The following is a 19,237-nucleotide window of genomic DNA, read 5'->3' as shown; positions in this document are numbered from 1 at the left end:
CCTTGCCGGTCGGGGGCCGGCGGGTGAACGCACGGTGACGCGATATCGGCCGACCCACCGGTGCCCTCTGCCGGATTCGCACCTGGCCCGACGATCGGCGACGATGGGTGCATGCTCTGGCCGTTCGGAACCACCTGGCGCCCGGTGCGCCAGAAGCGCCGCGCCACGGTCGACCTGCGGTGGCTGAGCGCTCGCACCTGGACGCGCCGCTGGTATCCGCAGGGCGTCGATCTCGGTCTGTGGCACGGGCGCCGCACACTCGCTGTCAGCTGGTTCCGTCAGCGGCTCGACGGTCACCACCTGGCGTCCCGCGTCGCGTTCGTCGACCTCGAGCGCTCTCGCCATCTCGACGTGCTGCTCGCCATCGACGAGGGCGGAGAGCTGCAGCCCGCCCCGATCCATGCCGGCGGCCTCGCGTGGTTCGACGATCGGCTGTTCGTCGCGGCGACCGGTCGCGGCATCTGGGAGTTCGACCTCGCCGACATCCGCCGGGTGCGGGGCGCCGAGGCGCGACGCATCGCCGGTGCGAGCGGTCGAGGCCTGCGCGCCTCCGCACTCGTCGCGGTGCGCACCCGCGTGCACCCGATCGAACTGCGGTGCTCATACCTGGGTCGCGTGTTCGACGACGACGGCACGCCCCTGCGGCGAGTGCTCATCGGCGAGTACACGAAAGACGACGCGGGGCGGATCGCGGAGTTCACGGTGCCCGACGCCGATGACGACGACTTCCGCGAAGAGAGCCGCTTCACCCCCGGCATCACGCAGATGCAGGGAGCGGCACGCTGGGGCGACCGGCACTTCGTCTCGCAGTCCGACGGCATGCGCCCCGGCGCGCTGTGGACCGGCAGCCGGGACGCCCTGGTGCGCGATCGGGTGCCCCTGCCCGTCGGCTGCGAGGATCTCGCTCTCGACCTCGACGCGAAGCTGCTGTGGTCGCTCGGCGAGCACCCGTGGAAGCGCGTCGTACGCGGCATCCCCTTCCAGTCGCTCGGCCTGGACGGCTGACAGCAGACCCCTCAGCTCGCGAACGTAGACTGTGCGGGTGAAGAACCGTGCACCTTTCCTCGTCTACACCGTGCTGCGTCTGCTGGCCTTCCTCGTGCCCCTGGCGATCATGTGGTTCTTCTTCCCGATCTTCCGCGAGTACTGGTGGCTCGCCGCGATCTTCGCCGCCCTCATCGGCATGAGCATCTCGATGCTGTTCCTGCGCCGACCTCTCACCGATGCCTCAGCGCGGATCGTCGAGCGTCGCGGAGGCCGCAGCTCCGCCGAGCAGGACGATGCGGATGCCGAGGACGAGGCGATCGCCGGCGAGGCCGGCGCCACCACACGTCGCGAGGACTGACTCAGCCGGCGAGCGCCCAGAAGAACGCGCCGGCGTAGAGGAGTGCGGTCAGCGATGTCAGGGCCAGTGCCGTGACCAGCTCTTTCGCCTGGCGGTAGGTCCAGACGATGAGGATCGCCGGGAGTCCGGCGAGCAGCGCGAGCAGACCGATCCACGCGATCGGGTACAGCAGTGCGATCAGCACGAGGATGCCGAACGGCACGATCACGAACAGAGTGAACAGCACCTGGGTCGCCCGCTTGCCGATCAGCACCGTCAGGGTGCGCTTTCCGACCACGCGATCCTGGTCGATGTCGCGCAGGTTGTTGGCGAGCAGCACAGCACAGGCGAAGAGACCGGCGGCGATCGCTCCGAGCCACGCCTGCTGCGGCAGCTCGAAGACCTGCACCCACGTGGTGCCGAGGGTCGCGACGAGTCCGAAGAAGATGAAGACGAACACCTCGCCGAGCGCGTTGTATCCATAGGGTCGCTTGCCGCCGGTGTAGAACCAGGCGGCGATGATGCAGGCCGCACCGATCGCCAGCATCCACCACTGCTCGGTGCGGATGACGATCGCGACGCCGACCGCCGCGGCGAGCGCGAAGAACACGAGAGCCGCGACGAGCACGGTGCGCGGCTTCACCCGACCGGATGCCGTCAGTCGAGCCGGCCCCACACGCACGGCGTCCGTGCCGCGGATGCCGTCGCTGTAGTCGTTCGCGAAGTTGACGCCGATCTGCAGCAGCACGGCGACCGCGAGGCACGCCAGGGCGATCACCCAGTGGAACTCCGGACCGGTGCTGCGTGCGGCGCCGGTGCCGATGACGACCGGGGCGACGGCGAGCGGCAGCGTGCGCAGACGGGCGGCGCCGATCCAGTCGCCCAACGTCACGGGCCCGGCGTCGATGACGGCCTGGCTCGCGGGGTTGCCGCTCGCCCGCTTCGCGGGATTGCCGCTCACACGGGTCTGGTTCTTCTTGCGCTTCGAGGATGCTGCCACGCAGGGAATCCTACTGGGGCCGCCGATGGACGATGCGCGGACGATGCCGCGGGCTCAGCCCCGGCGGAAGGTCAGATGCGTGACTCCCGACTCGGCGACCTCGGACTCGACGTCGTAGCCGTTCTCGATCCCGCGCAGACCGTCCCAGATGCGCTCGCCTCTGCCGAGCACGAGCGGGTTCACCGCGAGGTGCACCCGATCGACCAGTCCCGCCCCGAGGAACTGCCGCACCACGTCGATACCGCCGCCGATGCGCACATCGCCCCCGTTCGCGGCGTCCAGAGCACGCGGCAGCACCTCTTCCGGGCTCCCGTCGACGAAGTGGAAGACGGTGCCGTTCGCGAACTCGATCGAGTCGCGCGCAGTATGGGTGAGAACGAAGACCGGCACCTCGAACGGCGGTTCATCGCCCCACCAGCCGCGCCACTGCGGATCGTCCGGGAACTGGTGCAGACCGAACATCCCCGCGCCCATGATCTCGGCGCCGATCCCCTCGAAGTAGGCGTGGGCGTACTTCTCGTCGACTCCGGTCGTGCCTGCTCCTGAGTCGTCACCGAGAACGCGGCTGCGGAACGTCCGCGTCGCGGCGTAGGCAGCGACCAGACGCGGCCAGTCGTCGCCGAAGGGGTTCTCCGGTGTCTGGTCGGTGGTGGTCGCGAATCCGTCGAGGGAGACGTTGAGATCGACGCGGACGGCCATGATTCTCTCTCTTCTGTCGTGTGCCGGGAGACGCAGGTCAGGGGTTCGGGTTGCTGTCTTTGCCGTCGAGCCAGAGGGTGTCGGACGCGTCACCGTGCGCTCCGCCCTTGCCGACGTGCTTGTCGCTGATCTTCGGGCCTTTGAGGATCACGTGCACCATCGCCTGCGCATGGCCGTGGCCGAGGCCGTAGTCCTGCTTGAGCCAGTTGAGGACCACGGTCGACTTGGTCGACTCGTCGAACCCCTGCTCCTTGGCGAGTGCGATGAACTGGCGAGGCGTGAGGCCGGTCTGGGTCTCGACCTTGTCGAGGTATGCCTGGAAGGACATGGATGCTCCTGTGCGTGGTCGTTCAGTCGTCGGAGAGGAAGGTCTGGATGATCGTCGCCGACGCATGGATGCCGATGATGCGCAGCATCCCCTCGCCGACGTTCGTGAAGCAGTGTGGCACGAAGGCCGGGCCTGTCGCGGTGTCGCCTGCGGAGGCGACGATCGTCTCATCGCCGACCGTGATCCGCGCCGTGCCCTCGAGCACCACCCAGGTCTCGGGGTAGGGGTGCCAGTGCAGGCCCGGCCCCTCGCCGGGCTGATTCTCGACGTAGAAGTACGAGATCCCCGCACCGTGATCCGCGCCGACGAACCTGCGGCTGCGTCCGGAGCCGATGCGGATGTCCGCGGCGGCGACGGCTTCGAGAGCAGATGACGTGGTGTTCATGAGCCCAGTCTCGACAGGCGCGCACGCTCGTCCTAGAGTTTCGATGTGGATCGAAACTCACACGCGGGTCGACCCGATACACCGGTCGAAGGCGTCGAGCACCCCGACCATCGCGTCAAGTTCCACCTCAGCCCCGGCGACATCCAGTCGGTGCGATTCGGCATCTCCCCCGGCCACGAACTCGCCCACGCAGTGCGCGTGCTGCTGCGCCCGGAGCAGCACCCGCTGCAGTGGGGGTGGCTGCGGGCCGTGCGCGATCGATTGCCGCGCGAGAGCTTCCAGCTGCTCGCCGTGGTGATCGGCGACGACGGCTACATGCCCGACTTCCTCACGGCGGCGCCGGGGTGGGACATGACGCCCGAGGCCGAGCTCGCGGCGCTGCGCATCACACCGCTGGATCCGATGCGGGTCGACTTCGGCAAGATGGTGATCCGCTCGTCGGGATCCCGCCGGCGGGCGCTGCGCGAGATGCAGGAGCAGCCGACCCGTGCCCGCGAGATGATCGCCGACGCCTGGTCGGCGGTGTGGGATGCCGCGCTCGCTCCCGTCTGGCCGCAGCTCGAACGTCTGCTGCGATCCGACATCGCCGTGCGGTCGCGGGTGATCGCCACCTCGGGGATCCGAGAGATGGCGGGTGGACTGCATCCGACCGTGAGCTGGGGCGACGGGGCCGTGCGTGTCTCCCTTCGCCGCCACAGCGAGCTCGTCGACTGCCACGGCAGCGGACTGGTGCTGGTGCCGTCGGTGATGTCGTCCTGGGGATGCATGGTGCTCACCGAACCGCCGGCCCAGCCGACCCTGTTCTATCCCGCGCGGGGCGTGACCGCCGGCTGGTCCCGCAACGCGAGCGAGATCGCCACGTCGCTCGGCGCCCTCCTCGGCCCGGCGCGCGCGACGATCCTGCTCGAGGCCGGCGTTGCCCGCACCACCTCACAGGTGGCTCAGGATGCGGGGATCGCCGTGTCCACGGCATCCCACCACCTCACGGTGTTGCGCGACGCCGGCCTGATCTCAAGCGAACGCGACGGCGCAAGGATGCTGCATCTGCGCACGCCCCTCGGGGAGGCGATGGTCGGCGCGGTGCTGTGATCAGCGCGGTGTTGTGAGGGACGCGCGCGTTCTCTACTCGTCTTCGGGGGCGACCGAGATGATCGGCCGGTGCTCGTAGTAGGTCTGCAGCACGACCGTCGTGCGGGTGCTGACGTTCGCCGCGAGGCGGATGTCGCGCACGAGCTCTTCCAGCGCACGCGGCGATGCGACCCGCACGAACAGCATGTAGCTGGCGTCGCCGGCGATCGAATGGCACGCCTCGATCGCGTCGAGGTGCTCGAGAAGCTCGGGGGCGTTGTCGGGCTGGGCCGGGTCGAGAGGGGTGATCTCGATGAACGCCGAGAGAGGGGTGCCGACCAGCTCGGGGTCGAGGATCGCACGGTAGCCGGTGATGACGCCTCTGGTCTCCAGGCGGCGGAGTCGCGACTGGACGGCCGAGACGGAGAGCCCGACGGCGTCGGAGAGCTGAGACAGCGTCGCACGCCCGTCTCGTGAGATCTCGGCCAGGATCGCGCGGTCGACGGAGTCATCCATGGATGTAATATTATCGTCAGGATTCCGTATATGCCGGAATCTTTCCGTGAAAGTCTCCGATCGGAGGTCCCGATGTCCATCATTTCCGCCAACAGCTCCGCTGCACAGGCCATCGTCGGCGAACCCGAGGTCGTCGAAGACGCATCGACCGCGGAATTTTCCGCAGCGTGGGCGCAGCTCAAGGACGCGGCGATCGCGATCCGCGAGATGCAGATCAAGGACGGCTCGATCCCGGATGCTGCGCACCACGCCGCAGCCCGTGATCTCGTCGGGGCGGTCACCGCCGGCATCCGCGCCCTCGCCCCGGCCTTCCCGCACGACGCCGAGTACCTCGCCGCGTCGATCGTCGATTTCGACCGCTGGGTCTCCGAAGGATTCGGCGTGCCGGACTTCTTGGATTCGCTCATGGCCTTCCAGCCTCAGCAGCACCGGGTCGACGGCATCCGTCATCTGGTCGTCTTCCCGATGTACACGCAGAACGGCTCGAGCGATCGCCTCGTCGAGGCGCTCATCGTCGAGACCATCTGGCCCGAGTTCATCGCGGCCCTCGAGGCCGGCGACTACGGCAACAAGCTGTTCGTCTCGCTGCGGCTCGTCGACTTCACGCCCGGGTACGACACGAACTCGGCCGTGCTGTTCCCCGAGACCGTCGCGATGCGCGAGATCCCTTCGTTCACGTGGGGCGCGATCTTCCAGGACCGTGAAGCAGCCCGCTACCGTCGGGTCACCCGCGCGGCCGCCGAGATCACCAAGCTCGAGCTTCCCGAGCGCGCCGCCGCGATGCTCGACGACCAGGCGCTGACCGAGCGCGCGTTCGTGATGTGGGACATCATCCACGACCGCACCCACATGCGCGGCGACCTGCCGTTCGACCCGTTCATGATCAAGCAGCGGATGCCGTTCTTCCTCTACTCGCTCGAAGAGCTGCGGTGCGACCTGACCGCGTTCCGCGAGTCGGTGAACATCGAGCGGTCCCTGCGTGCGCGTGCCGAGGCCGGCGAGAGCCTCTCCGACTCCGAGCACGAGATGCTCGACCACGCGGACCTCGTGCAGTACGCCGTGATCTTCGACCGGATCTTCCGCTTCGCGATCACGGGATCGCGTGTGCGCAACTACGACGGTCTCGGTGGACAGCTGCTGTTCGCCTGGCTGCACCAGCGCGGCGTGCTGCACTGGACCGACACCGCCCTCGCGTTCGACTGGGCTGCCGTGCCCGATGCGGTCGTCGCCCTCGGCGATGCGATCGACGAGCTCTACTGGCGCTCGATCGATCGCCCGAAGACGGCTCACTGGCTGGCCGCCTACGATCTCGTCCGTTCCGTGCTCACCCCGAACCCCGCCTCGCGTTGGGCCCGCGGTCTTCCGGACGAGATCCTCGCCGGCGCCCCGAAGGGTTTCACCGACGCGGTGCTGGACGACGAGTTCCCCCTCTCCATGTTCTTCGAAGCCCTCGACAAGAAGATGAAGCCGGTCATCGAGTCGACCGTCGGCATCCGGGGCACCGACGACTGACTCGCGCATTTCTGGGGTCCGGTCGCGGGGGCGATCGGACGCAGCATCTGCGGCCATTCCTGCCCGGGGTGGCCGCAGAACTGTTTCTTCACGAGAGTTGAGCACATGAGCGTCACCGACAGAACCGTCCTCCTCGCCGGAGCCACCAGCCCTTCGGGACTCGCGCTCGCTCGGGCACTCGTCGACGCCGGGGCGCGGGTGATCGCCACCGGTCGCTCCGCCGAGCGGCTGCAATCGCTGCGGTCGATCGGAGCCCAGGTCGAGGTGGCTGACGCGACCTCACTGGAGGCGATGACGGAGCTGGCCTCACGGCTCGACACGGTTGACGCGGTGATCCCGCTGGTCGGCGGCTGGCGCGGCGGCGGCGGGCTCGCCGGACAGTCCGATGACGACTTCCGCGCCCTCCTGCCGGCGCTCGATGCGGTGCGTGCGACCAGCCGGGCGTTCGACGCTGCACTGCGTGCGTCGGATGCCGGACGTTTCGCGATCGTCTCGTCCACCGCCGTGGGGCGCCCTCTGGCGGGCGGTGCGAACTACGCGGCCATCAAGGCGGCGAGCGAGGCGTGGACGCGCGCCGTGGCTCAGGGCTTCGCCAAGGCGGCCAGGGATGCCGGGGAGCCGCTGCGCGCGGCATCCGTCGTGTTCCGGGCGAAGGCGCTCGACCCCGAGTCACTCGCACCGCGTGTGCTGGCCCTGTGGGACGGCGACGCCGCCGATCTCAACGACCAGATCCTCACGCTCGACTGACCCGGTCGACCGCGGCTAGCGACGCGCCTCGGGCACTTCGGGCGGCAGCCCCCGCAGCGGCGGCGGGGAATCTGCGATGCGGTCGTCGACGCTGCGATTCGCGACCGCGTCTGCCCCTGCAGCGTCGCTGGCATCGCCGTCCTCCACAGCATCCTCGCCGTTCGGATCCTGCTCCGGGGCGTTCGCATAGAGCTCGGTGAGCTTGCGATACGACTTCGTGAAGAACGCGAGTGTGGCAGCCACCACCATGATGATGCCCGCGAACAGGCAGATCAGCGCGATGCCCCGAGCGTCACCCGTGCCGAGCAGCCACTCCCACTGCTGCTGCCCCTCGGAGGTCTTCATGTACGGGATGATCAGGAACTCGGCGATCGGCGCGATCAGGAACGCCGTGATCGGGGCGGCTGCGGCCTCCATCGCGGCGGCGACGCCGAACACGCGCCCCTGCCGGTCGTAGCGGACCACCTTCTGGATGATCGTCTGCTCCGCCGCCTCGACAGGAGGCACGAGAGCCATGTAGATCCACATGCCGATCACGTAGAGCGGCCACCACTCGCGCAGCATGAACACCGAGCCGAGGATGCCCATCGCGATCACGACCAGCAGCAGCGTGCGCATCGGCTTCGCGCCGAGGCCGAACTTCGCCACGAGCCCGCCGCCGATCAGGAACCCGGTCGACGCGAACGCGAGAGCGAACCCCCACATCTGGGCGTCGAAGAGAGTGAGACCGTAGGGGTCCATCAGCGCCATGTACACGCCGCCGATGAGGTTGTTGAAGGTCGAGAAGATGATCAGCGCGAACAGCCCGGGCGCCAGACGGATGGCCGCCACGCTGCCGCGGAAGTCGAGTGCGCTCTTGGCGTCGGGGCCGGGGTGCGGTGCCCCCTCGGGGATGCGGATGAAGAGCAGGTGCACGAACGTCAGCGCCATCGCGCCGATCGCGATCGCCAGAGTCCACCCCATGCCGAGGAAGCCGATCGAGAGCCCCGAGAACACGCTCGTCACGAGGAAGGCCAGCCCCTGCACCGTGCCGACGAGGCCGTTGGCGTTGGCCCGCCGGTCTTCGGGCACCAGCAGCGTGACCGTGGTCGAGAGCGCGATGTTGCGCAGCTGCTCGATGACCCCGCCGAACAGGATGATCGCCGAGAACAGCCAGAACCACGGGCCGCCGAGGTCGAGCAGCGCCGACTCGGGCTGCCAGACGTAGAGCACCCCCGCAATCAGGAACGCGACCGCCGAGATGACGCTCGAGAGCAGCATCACCGTGTGCTTGCGGTTGCGATCGACGATCGTGCCGAAGATCATCGCGAAGAAGGCGACGAACAGCATGTAGGCGCCGCCGATGATGCCGGTCGCGAGCACCGACTGCGTCTCGATGTACACCCAGAACGTCAGCGCGAACCACAGGAAGCTCGTCGTCACGTTCGCGATGAGCGTGTTGACGAGGACGTTCGCGAAGGCCGTCTTCGCTGCGGTGCGCTCCATGATTAGAGGGTAGGCGGGGCCTCGGACATTCGGTAGGGCGGTTCCGCAGCGCGGCGTCAGCGGCCGGCATCCGGCAATAGGCTTGTGCGGTGAGTATTCAGCATGACCCCGCCGTCCGGGGCTTCGCCAGCGACAACTATTCCGGCGTCCACCCCGAGGTCCTCGCGGCCATCGCAGCGGCGAACGGCGGCCACCAGGTCGCATACGGCGAGGACGCCTACACGGCGCGTCTGCAGGAGGTCTTCCGCGCGCACTTCGGAGAGGGCGTCGAGGCCTTCCCGGTGTTCAACGGCACCGGCGCGAACGTCACCGGCCTGCAGTCGATGCTGCCCCGCTGGGGCGCCGTCATCGCGGCGTCCACCGCTCACATCAACGTCGACGAAGGCGGTGCCCCCGAGCGGATCGGCGGGTTCAAGATCCTCGCCGTGCCGACGGACGACGGCAAGCTCACGCCCGAGCTCGTCGACCGCGAGGCCTGGGGCTGGGGCGACGAGCACCGCGCACAGCCGCTCGTGGTCTCGATCACGCAGTCGACCGAGCTCGGCACCCTGTACTCCGTCGACGAGATCCGCGCGCTCGCCGACCACGCGCACGAACGCGGCATGATGCTGCACCTCGACGGCGCACGCATCTCGAACGCGGCCGCGGCCCTCGACGTGCCGTTGCGCGCCTTCACCCGCGACGCCGGTGTCGACGTGCTCAGCTTCGGCGGCACGAAGAACGGAGCCATGCTCGGCGAGGCCATCGTGGTGCTGAACCCCGAGGCGTCGACGGGTCTGCAGTACTCCCGCAAGTTCAACATGCAGCTCTCGTCGAAGATGCGGTTCGTCTCGGCGCAGCTCATCGCGCTGCTCGAGGGCGACCTGTGGCTGCGCAACGCCCAGCACGCGAACGCCATGGCCCAGCGCCTGCGCGGCGCGATCGAGGCCGGCATCGCCGCCGGCGAGATCACCGGAGTGTCGTTCACGCAGCCGACCCAGTCGAACGGCGTCTTCGCGACCCTTCCCGACGGCATCGCCGACCGGCTGCGCGAGAAGTTCCGCTTCTACGACTGGGATGCCGCGCGCAACGAGGTCCGCTGGATGTGCGGGTTCGACACCGAGGAGTCCGACGTCGACGAGTTCGTCGCAGAGCTCGCGCGCCTCACCACGCGCTGAGAATTCGGTCGCGGCGCCCGCGACCGACGAGAGAGACCCACCATCAGAAGTCGTGACGGTGGGTCTCTCGCGTATGCGGTGACTGCGCCGCTAGCGGAGCAGACCGAGATTCGCGAGCGCCAGACGGATGAGCGTGCCGCGCCCACCCTCCATCTCGGCGGCGACCGTGTCCGACGCCGCCGCCTCCGGCGAGAACCACGTGACCTCGAGCGCGTCCTGTCGCGGCTCGCACGTGCCGGTGACCGGCACCACGAACGCGAGCGAGACGGCGTGCTGACGGTCATCGTGGTAGGCGCTGACCCCCGGGATCGGGAAGTACTCGGCGACCGTGAACGGCAGTGGCTGGGGCGGGAGCAGCGGGAACGCCATCGGGCCCAGGTCGTTCTCGACGTGGCGGAACAGCGCATCGCGGATCGTCTCGCCGAACCGGACTCGACCCGAGACGATCGTGCGCGTCATCTCGCCCATGGGGGTCGACCGCAGCAGGATGCCGATCTCGGTCACCTGGCCTGAACCGTCGGTGCGCACCGGGATCGCCTCGACGTAGAGCATCGGCAGGTGGCGTCTCGCCTCTGCGAGCTCGTATTCGCTCAACCACCCCGGATTGGAGTCGCGCGAGGGCTGTGCGGAGCCGAAACCCTCGAGGCCGTCGTCGGGCTCGGGATCGGGATCAGGTGTGCGGACGGACATGTCTCCTTTCTACCAGCCGCATCCTCGCCCGAACACCGACTTGCGGCCACGACCGGCATACGATCCGACGATCAGCGCCTGCGCGTGTCAGAGGGCGCTGGCAGGATGGACGGGTGAGCGAAGAACTGATGATCGACGGGCTCCTCACGCGCTGGTCGACCGAAGACCGCGCGGGGATGCCGCTGCTGGTGCTGCTGCACGGATACGGCGCCGACGAGCACGACCTGTTCGGCTTGGTGCCGTATCTGCCCGAGGGCATCGCCGTGGCATCCGTCGCCGCCCCGCTCGCACCCCCGTGGCCGATGCCGGGGCGCTCCTGGTATGCCATCGAGGGCCTCGACGGCCGCAGCGCCGCGTCGGTGACGCTGGCGGCAGAGGCATTCCTGCGCTGGCTCGACGATGCTCGGGAGGATACTCCTGCGGTGGCTCTCCTCGGCTTCTCGCAGGGCGCCGCCGTCGCGCTCCAGGCCATGCGCCTCGCCCCGCAGAGCATCGACACCGTGGTGGCGCTCAGCGGCTACGCCGCGGCCGGCGAGCTTCCGGGTGACGAAGCGCTGACCGAGTCGCGACCGCACGTCTTCTGGGGCCGAGGCACGAACGATCAGGTGATCCCCGAGGCGCTGGTCGCCCACACCGCAGAGTGGCTGCCCTCGCACTCCGAGCTGTCAGGGCGGGTCTACACCGGACTCACGCACAGCATCTCGGAGGAAGAGCTCCGCGACGTGCACGTCTTCCTCACGAAATGGCTGGAGCGGGCCGCCAAGGCCTGATCGAGCCTGTCCGCAAGTGCGACACGCCCGGGGTTGCGAAAGTCCGACACGCCCGGGTATCGTCGTGGAGTCCTGTCCGCCGTGTCTGGAAGTCCTTTGATCTGATCCGTCGCCTCCGCGCTCGCCTTTCCGCGCGCTGACCCGACGATCGCCGACTCCACGGCAGACCACGCCCGCTGTCCTCCGACAGCGCCCCGCTCAGACGGGGCCCTCGGGCGACCGGTGTCAGTGCACCCTCGCACTCGTCAGGAGACACCATGTCAGTACCCACCCTCCACGCGTCGGTCACCCTCGACCGACTCACCTTCACCTGGCCGGACGGCACCACCGCGCTCGACTCGGTCTCGGGATCGTTCGGCTCCGGTCGCACCGGGCTGGTCGGCCGCAACGGCGCCGGCAAGTCGACACTGCTCCGCCTCATGGCGGGCGAGCTGAATCCCACGACCGGATCCCTCACCACGACTGGCGAGGTCGCGTACCTGCCGCAGCAGCTCACGCTCGACGTCGACCGCCGGGTGTCCGAGCTGCTCGGAGTCGCCGAAGCCCTCGATGCCGTCCGAGCGATCAGCGCGGGCGATGTCGACCAGGCGCACTTCGACGCGGTCGGCGACGAGTGGGACATCGAGGCACGAGCCGAGCAGTCCCTGGCCGAGGCGGGCCTCGCCCCCGAGTTCCTCGACCGACGTGTCGGCGAGTTGTCGGGCGGTGAGGCGGTGCTGGTCGCGATCGCCGGCATCCGTCTGCGGCGTGCACCGATCACCCTGTTCGATGAGCCGACCAACAATCTCGATCGGGAAGCCCGCGCGAAGCTGGCGGCCATGGTCAGATCGTGGAAGGGCACGCTCATCGTGGTCAGCCACGATCTCTCGCTGCTCGAGCTGATGGACGACACCGCCGAGCTCTACGCCCAGACGCTGAGCGTGTTCGGGGGCCCGTACTCCGAATGGCGAGCCTGGCTGGATGCCGAGCAGGAGGCCGCCAGGCAGGCAGAGGTCACGGCGAAGCAGGAGTTCCGCAAGGAGAAGCGTCAGCGCATCGAGGCCGAGGTCAAGCTCGCGCACCGGTCGCGCACGGCGAAGAAGGCGGAGATCGAGAAGCGCGTGCCGAAGATCATCGCGCACGGTCGCAAGATGGCCGCGGAGGTGTCAGCGGGAAAGCTGCGCACCGAGGTCGGCGCGAAGGAGGATGCCGCTCGCACCGCGCTCGATGAGGCGGGGCGCCGTCTGCGCTCGGATGCGTCGATGAAGATCGAGCTTCCCGACCCCCAGGTGTCGCGCTCGCGGCGCATCGCCATGATCGGCGACGGCGAGCGGTCGTGGATCGTCCAGGGCCCCGACCGCGTCGCCCTGATCGGGCGCAACGGCGCCGGAAAGACGACGCTGCTCGAGCGGTTGGTGGCCGGAGCCGGCGTCGGCGGCGGCGTCGGCGTCGGCGTCGGCGTCGGCGTCGGCGTCGGCGAGTCAGCACCGATGCCGACGATCGGTCCGGATGACGGCTCTACCGCCCTCTCGGAGGAATCCCTGCTGAATACGGAACGGCCGGCGCTGACGGCGACGGCGCTCACCGACCGCATCGGCTACCTGCCGCAGCGGATCGACGGGCTCGACGAGAACCGGTCGGTGTTCGAGAACATCGCGGATGCCGCGTCGCAGGTGCCCGAGAAGGAGCTGCGCAACCGGCTCGCCAGGTTCCTCATCCGAGGAGCCACGGCCGAGCGCCCTGTCGCCGCCCTGTCTGGCGGCGAACGCTTCAGGGTGTCGCTGGCCAGGCTGCTGCTCTCGGATCCCGCACCGCACCTCGTGGTGCTCGACGAGCCGACGAACAACCTCGACATCGACACCGTCGACCAGCTCGTCGAGGCGCTGCGGGCCTACCGCGGGGCGGTGCTGGTCGTGAGTCACGACGACGCGTTCCTCGCCCGTCTCGACCTGGGGCTCACGCTCGAGATCGACGCCGAGGGCGCGCTGCACGAGGCGCTCTGACGAGGTGGCGCCCGCCGGCGGGCGGGCGCCACCTCGGATCACGCCTACCGCATGGTGGTCTCTGGGGACAACGGCCGCCCCGATGTCGGTGGCACGGGTGATGATGGACTGATGGGTGACGTGCTCGACCGCTTCACTCCTGCCACGCAAGACTGGTTCAGGGGTGCGTTTCCCGAACCCACTCCTGCGCAGGCCGGTGCGTGGAATGCCATCTCAGCCGGCAAGCACGCGCTCGTGGTGGCTCCGACCGGGTCGGGCAAGACCCTCTCGGCCTTCCTCTGGGCGATCGACAGCGTGTTCCGCGAGCGTACCGAGCAGCCCGCCAGGGCCAGAGACGGCTCGCGCACGCGCATCCTCTACATCTCACCGCTGAAGGCTCTCGGCGTCGATGTCGAGCGCAACCTGCGCTCTCCGCTCATCGGCATCGGGCAGTCGGCCAGGCGCCTCGGGGTCGAGGCCCCCTCCGTGACCGTCGGCGTGCGCTCGGGCGACACGACGTCGAGCGACCGCCGCAAGCTGGTCTCCGATCCTCCGGACATCCTCATCACCACCCCCGAGTCGCTCTACCTCATGCTCACCAGCCGCGCCGGCGAGACTCTGCGCGACGTGCACACGGTGATCATCGACGAGGTGCACGCGGTCGCCGCGACCAAACGCGGAGCACACCTCGCGGTGAGCCTCGAGCGTCTCGACGCGCTGCGCCGCACTCATGGCCATGACGAGCCGGCCCAGCGCATCGGACTGTCGGCGACCGTGCGCCCTATCGACGAGGTCGCACGATTCCTCGGCGGCGCCGCCCCGGTCGAGATCGTCGCCCCGCCCGCATCGAAGACGTTCGAGCTGGGCGTCATCGTCCCGATGGACGACATGACCAATCCGCCGCCGCCTCCCGGGGCGCCGAAGGATGCCGGCGATGCCGCCGATGCGGAATACACCGAGGTCACCGGCTCCGTCTGGCCGCACGTGGAGGAGGCGATCGTCGACCGCATCCTGCAGAACAAGTCGACCATCGTGTTCTCGAACTCGCGAAGGCTGGCCGAACGGCTCACCGGGCGACTGAACGAGATCTACTCCGAGCGCATCGGCGTCGCCCTGCCCGAGGCATCGGTGCCGGCGGCCATGATGGCGCAGGCGGGTGCGACAGCCGGCGCCGACCCCGTGCTCGCCAAGGCACACCACGGCTCGGTCTCGAAAGAGCAGCGGGCACAGGTCGAGGAGGAGCTGAAGTCCGGCGTCCTTCGCTGCGTCGTCGCGACGAGCAGCCTCGAGCTCGGCATCGACATGGGTGCGGTCGACCTGGTGATCCAGGTCGAGGCGCCGCCCTCGGCAGCCTCCGGGCTGCAGCGAGTCGGTCGCGCCGGCCACCAGGTCGGCGAGATCAGCCGTGCGGCGCTGTTCCCCAAGCACCGGGGAGACGTACTGCACACCGCGATCGTCACCGAGCGGATGCTGGCCGGCAAGATCGAGGCGATCCAGGTGCCGCGCAACCCGCTCGACATCCTCGCCCAGCAGACCGTCGCGGCGAGCGCCCTCGGCGAGATCAGCGTCGAGGAATGGTTCGAGACCGTGCGTCGCTCGGCGCCGTTCCAGTCCCTGCCGCGGTCGGCCTACGAGGCGACGCTCGACCTGCTCGCCGGACGCTACCCCTCCGACGAGTTCGCCGAGCTGCGCCCTCGCCTGGTGTGGGACAGAGACGCCGGCACGCTGACCGGGCGTCCCGGCGCCCAGCGCATCGCCGTCACGAGCGGCGGCACGATCCCCGACCGCGGACTCTTCGGCGTCTTCGTCGCCGGCGAGTCGACCGGTGCCCGCGTCGGCGAGCTCGATGAGGAGATGGTCTACGAGTCGCGCGTCGGCGACGTGTTCACGCTCGGAACGACGAGCTGGCGCATCGCCGAGATCACGCACGACCGCGTCAACGTGATTCCCGCATACGGCCAGCCGGGCAAGGTGCCGTTCTGGCACGGCGACGGAATCGGCCGCCCGTTCGAACTCGGCGAGGCGCTCGGCAGGTTCTCCCGCGAGGTGTCGGCGGCCACTCCCGAGAAGGCCGCTCAGCGCCTGATCGACGCCGGTCTCGACGAGCAGGCCAGGATGAACCTGATGGCGCACCTCACCGAGCAGCGCGAGGCGACAGGCACCCTGCCGACCGACCGCACCCTCACGGTCGAGCGCGGGCGCGACGAGGTCGGCGACTGGCGGGTCATCCTTCACTCCCCCTACGGCATGAAGGTCCATGCACCATGGGCTCTGGCGATCAACGCCCGGATCCGCGAGCGCCTCGGAGTCGAGGGCTCGGCGGTCGCGAGCGACGACGGCATCATCGTGCGCATTCCGGATGCCGAGGCCGAGCCTCCCGGCGCCGAGCTCTTCGTGTTCGACCCCGACGAGCTCGAGCAGCTGGTCACGCAGGAGGTCGGCGGATCCGCGCTGTTCGCCTCCCGCTTCCGCGAGTGCGCCGCCCGTGCCCTGCTGATGCCGCGGATGAACCCGAACAAGCGCACCCCGCTGTGGCAGCAGCGACAGCGCTCGGCGCAGCTGCTCGAAGTCGCCCGCCGGCATCCGACATTCCCGGTGATCCTGGAGACCCTGCGCGAGGTGCTGCAGGACGTCTACGACCTGCCGTCGCTGCGCACGCTCGCGGTGTCGATCGCCGACCGACGCATCAGACTCGTCGAGACCCAGCCGTCTCAGCCGTCGCCGTTCGCGCGCGACCTGCTCTTCGGCTACGTCGGCGCATTCATGTACGAGGGCGATTCGCCGCTGGCCGAGCGTCGGGCGGCCGCCCTCTCGGTCGACCCGGCGCTGCTCGGCGAGCTGCTCGGCACGGTCGAGCTCCGCGAGCTGCTCGACCCCGACGTCATCGCGCAGTTCGAGCGCGAGGCGCAGCGCCTCGATCCCGAGCGCCGTGCGCGAGGTCTCGAGGGCGTCGCCGACCTGCTGCGGATGCTGGGTCCGATGGATGCGGTCGAGATCGACGCGCGACTCGACCCCGAGACCGGTTCGGCCTCCGACCACCTCGCCGCGCTGATCGACGCGCGCCGCGCGATCCCGGTCACCGTCGCCGGAACCACGCGCGTCGCCGCGATCGAAGACGCCGGCCGCCTGCGCGATGCGCTCGGCGCGGCGCTGCCCACCGGCATCCCCGTCGCGTTCCTCGAACCCCTCGCCGATCCGCTCGGCGATCTCGTCGCACGGTACGCCCGCACGCACGGCCCCTTCACGACGGATGCCATCGCTACGCGCTTCGGCCTGGGCGCCGCGGTCGCGCGACACACGCTGCAGAGGCTGGAGCACTCGGGTCGACTGACCAGCGGCTACTTCCTGCCCGAGGCCTCCGGAACGGGCAACGAGACCGAGTGGTGCGACACCGAGGTGCTGCGCCGACTGCGGATGCGGTCGCTCGCCGCGATCCGAGGCAGCGTCGAACCGGTGTCGCCCGAGGCGTATGCGCGCTTCCTGCCCGACTGGCAGCACCTCGGCCGTCCGCTCGAAGGACTCGACGGCGTGCTCGCCGTGATCGAGCAGTTCGCCGGGGTGCCCATTCCCGCGAGCGCCTGGGAGTCGCTCGTGCTGCCCTCTCGCGTGCGGGACTACTCCCCCGCCCTGCTCGACGAGCTCACGGCCGCGGGAGAGGTCATCTGGTCGGGTCACGGCACGCTGCCCGGGCGTGACGGCTGGGTCTCGCTGCACCCTGTCGATCTCGCGCCCTTCACACTCCCCGAACCCGACGACGAGATCGCCACCGATTCGCTCGAGGCCCGGGTGCTCGCCGCACTCGAGGCAGGCGGGGCGTACTTCGCCGCCCAGCTGAAAGAGATGGCCGGCGCCGAGAACGAGCAGTCCGTGCTCGAGGCGCTGTGGTCGCTGACCTGGGCGGGGCGTGTGACGAACGACACCTTCGCCCCGATCCGGTCGCTGCTGGCCGGGGGGTCGCAGGCTCACCGCGTGACGCGACGCGCCCCGCGCACCCGCACCTACCGGGGCATGTCGCTCGCGCGCACCGCGGCGCGCCCCTCATCGATCGGCGGACGCTGGTCCCTGCTCCCCTCGGTCGACACGGATGCCGCTCGGCGGGCGACCGTCACAGCCGGCCTGCTGCTCGACCGCTACGGCGTGGTCACCCGTGGCGCCGTGCAGGCCGAGGGCGTGCCGGGCGGCTTCGCCCAGACATACCGGGTGCTCGCGGGATTCGAAGAGGCCGGGCACTGCCGACGCGGTTACGTGATCGAGAGGCTGGGTGCCGCGCAGTTCGCGGCATCCGCCACCGTCGACCGCCTGCGCACGTTCGCGGGGCTCGCCGACCCGCCCCCACGCAAGGCCGTGACGCTCGCCGCGACCGACCCCGCCAATCCCTACGGCGCAGCGCTCGGGTGGCCCAAGCGCGACGAGGTGTCGCATCGTCCTGGGCGCAAGGCCGGCGGCCTGGTGGTGCTCGTCGACGGTTCACTCGTGCTCTACCTCGAACGCGGCGGGCGCACGGTGCTGTGTTTCACCGACGACTCCGAGGTGCTGCGCGCCGCGGGATCCGACCTCGCCGCGACGGCGCGCGCCCGGCGCCTCGACACCCTCACGGTCGAGAAGGTCAACGGCGAAGGCGTCTACGGCACCGAGCTCGCCCTCGCGTTGCAGGAGGCGGGGTTCGTCGCCACGCCCCGCGGCTACACGCTGCGCAAGGTGATCTGAGCGCCGCCATGACCGCTGCTTCTAGGCTGGACGCATGATCGGGGAGTTCGTCTACGGCATCCGCACGCTGCTGCGCGGCTTCGGCACCTGGCGACGCCGCCCCGGCCTGATGGCCCTCGGACTCGTGCCAGGACTCATCGCGGCGCTGGTGCTGCTCGCAGGTCTCGTGCCGCTCGCGCTGTCGCTCGGTCCGATCTCCGACGCCGTGACACCCTTCGCCGACGGCTGGATCCCCGAGTGGCGATCGGTCTTCCGGGCCGCTGTCGGCATCGTGATCTTCGCCGCGGCGCTCGCTCTGGCCAGCGCCGTGTTCAGCGCCCTGGCCCTGGCCATCGGCGACCCGTTCTACCAGCGCATCTGGCGGGCCGTCGAGGCTGACCTCGGCGACGCGCCGCCTTCCGACGGCGGCGGATTCTGGATGGCGGTCGGTGAGGGACTGCGGTTGGTGCTCCTCGGCATCCTCATCGCGATCTTCGTGCTGGTGCTCGGCTTCGTCCCTCTCGTGGGCGGCGTCCTCGCAGCGGTCGGAGGCGTCGTGCTGTCGGGCCGCATGCTCGCACGCGAGCTCACGCAGCGAGCCTTCGACGCCCGCGACCTCACTCCCGCCGACCGTGCAGTGCTGTTCCGCGGCAATCGCGCGCGGGTGCTCGGCTTCGGCGTCGCGACGCAACTCTGCTTCCTGATCCCCGGAGGTGCGGTGGCCGTCATGCCCGCCGCCGTGGCAGGCGCCACGACTCTCGCGCGCACCATGCTCGAGCGCACGCCCCTGGCGCAGCAGACCTCGCCTCCTCTCGCGACCCTGCAGCCGGCACAGCCCGCACCGCCCCTGCAGCCGGCACAGCGCGCGCAGCCCGCACCGCCCGCGCCGCCCGCGCCGCCCGCGCCGGG

General features: G+C 69.7%; 17 protein-coding genes. 10 read left to right on the top strand and 7 right to left on the bottom strand.

Annotation, left to right across the window (positions count from 1 at the left end):
• Positions 1-111: 111 nt before the first annotated feature.
• The gene (locus RU09_RS06250) at positions 112-1,005 is read left to right on the top strand and encodes a hypothetical protein (protein WP_042538640.1); all 894 of its coding nucleotides are present in this window, start codon (positions 112-114) and stop codon (positions 1,003-1,005) included.
• A gap of 37 nt (positions 1,006-1,042) precedes the next feature.
• Positions 1,043-1,345 carry a DUF4229 domain-containing protein gene (locus tag RU09_RS06245; protein ID WP_042538849.1) on the top strand — a complete coding sequence of 101 codons (303 nt, stop codon included), beginning with the start codon at positions 1,043-1,045 and terminating at the stop codon, positions 1,343-1,345.
• Between the two features lies 1 nt (position 1,346).
• Here RU09_RS06245 and RU09_RS06240 read toward each other — a convergent pair whose 3' ends face one another.
• From RU09_RS06240 to RU09_RS06225, 4 genes are read right to left on the bottom strand one after another with little or no spacing between them, the layout of a single operon-like run.
• Positions 1,347-2,324 (bottom strand): 1,4-dihydroxy-2-naphthoate polyprenyltransferase, encoded by a 978-nt coding sequence (locus RU09_RS06240; RefSeq protein WP_042538638.1) that lies wholly within the window; start codon positions 2,322-2,324, stop codon positions 1,347-1,349.
• A gap of 54 nt (positions 2,325-2,378) precedes the next feature.
• Complete coding sequence (locus tag RU09_RS06235; RefSeq protein WP_197065981.1) at positions 2,379-3,026, bottom strand: dihydrofolate reductase family protein; 648 nt, start codon at positions 3,024-3,026, stop codon at positions 2,379-2,381.
• Positions 3,027-3,060: 34 nt separating this feature from the next.
• On the bottom strand, positions 3,061-3,351 hold the full coding sequence (locus RU09_RS06230; RefSeq protein WP_042538633.1) for a DUF4287 domain-containing protein: 291 nt from the start codon (positions 3,349-3,351) through the stop codon (positions 3,061-3,063).
• 22 nt (positions 3,352-3,373) lie between these two features.
• Positions 3,374-3,736 (bottom strand): cupin domain-containing protein, encoded by a 363-nt coding sequence (locus RU09_RS06225; protein WP_042538631.1) that lies wholly within the window; start codon positions 3,734-3,736, stop codon positions 3,374-3,376.
• A gap of 45 nt (positions 3,737-3,781) precedes the next feature.
• Between RU09_RS06225 and RU09_RS06220 the strand changes: the two genes are divergently transcribed.
• Positions 3,782-4,825: an ArsR/SmtB family transcription factor gene (locus RU09_RS06220; RefSeq protein ID WP_082041049.1), complete on the top strand. Its 1,044-nt coding sequence runs from the start codon at positions 3,782-3,784 to the stop codon at positions 4,823-4,825.
• Between the two features lie 33 nt (positions 4,826-4,858).
• Here RU09_RS06220 and RU09_RS06215 read toward each other — a convergent pair whose 3' ends face one another.
• Positions 4,859-5,320, bottom strand: coding sequence for an Lrp/AsnC family transcriptional regulator (locus RU09_RS06215; protein ID WP_042538629.1), 462 nt, complete (start codon positions 5,318-5,320; stop codon positions 4,859-4,861).
• A 72-nt stretch (positions 5,321-5,392) separates the two neighbouring features.
• Between RU09_RS06215 and RU09_RS06210 the strand changes: the two genes are divergently transcribed.
• The gene (locus RU09_RS06210) at positions 5,393-6,832 is read left to right on the top strand and encodes a DUF6421 family protein (protein WP_042538626.1); all 1,440 of its coding nucleotides are present in this window, start codon (positions 5,393-5,395) and stop codon (positions 6,830-6,832) included.
• Positions 6,833-6,937: 105 nt separating this feature from the next.
• Entirely contained in the window at positions 6,938-7,579 is a 642-nt protein-coding gene (locus RU09_RS06205) for an SDR family oxidoreductase (protein WP_042538625.1), read from the top strand.
• 15 nt (positions 7,580-7,594) lie between these two features.
• On the opposite strand, the gene RU09_RS06200 is transcribed toward RU09_RS06205, so the two are convergent.
• Positions 7,595-9,064, bottom strand: coding sequence for an MFS transporter (locus RU09_RS06200; protein WP_042538624.1), 1,470 nt, complete (start codon positions 9,062-9,064; stop codon positions 7,595-7,597).
• An 89-nt stretch (positions 9,065-9,153) separates the two neighbouring features.
• Between RU09_RS06200 and RU09_RS06195 the strand changes: the two genes are divergently transcribed.
• Complete coding sequence (locus tag RU09_RS06195; protein WP_042538623.1) at positions 9,154-10,221, top strand: threonine aldolase family protein; 1,068 nt, start codon at positions 9,154-9,156, stop codon at positions 10,219-10,221.
• 90 nt (positions 10,222-10,311) lie between these two features.
• Here RU09_RS06195 and RU09_RS06190 read toward each other — a convergent pair whose 3' ends face one another.
• Positions 10,312-10,911, bottom strand: coding sequence for an NUDIX hydrolase family protein (locus RU09_RS06190; protein ID WP_042538622.1), 600 nt, complete (start codon positions 10,909-10,911; stop codon positions 10,312-10,314).
• Between the two features lie 113 nt (positions 10,912-11,024).
• Here RU09_RS06190 and RU09_RS06185 point away from each other — a divergent pair, with 113 nt between their 5' ends.
• The 4 genes from RU09_RS06185 to RU09_RS06170 form a co-directional block, all read left to right on the top strand.
• On the top strand, positions 11,025-11,681 hold the full coding sequence (locus RU09_RS06185) for an alpha/beta hydrolase (RefSeq protein ID WP_442922281.1): 657 nt from the start codon (positions 11,025-11,027) through the stop codon (positions 11,679-11,681).
• Positions 11,682-11,938: 257 nt separating this feature from the next.
• Positions 11,939-13,663, top strand: a complete 1,725-nt coding sequence (locus RU09_RS06180) for an ABC-F family ATP-binding cassette domain-containing protein (RefSeq protein ID WP_042538620.1) — start codon at positions 11,939-11,941, stop codon at positions 13,661-13,663.
• Between the two features lie 111 nt (positions 13,664-13,774).
• Entirely contained in the window at positions 13,775-18,349 is a 4,575-nt protein-coding gene (locus RU09_RS06175) for an ATP-dependent helicase (RefSeq protein WP_042538618.1), read from the top strand.
• 34 nt (positions 18,350-18,383) lie between these two features.
• A partial coding sequence (locus tag RU09_RS06170; protein WP_156145885.1) for an EI24 domain-containing protein occupies positions 18,384-19,237 on the top strand: 854 nt, incomplete at its 3' end.

The organism is Microbacterium sp. MEJ108Y, assembly GCF_000834175.1.
GTDB classification, from domain to species: Bacteria; Actinomycetota; Actinomycetes; order Actinomycetales; family Microbacteriaceae; genus Microbacterium; species Microbacterium forte.
This window is presented reverse-complemented; position numbering and strand designations above follow the sequence as displayed.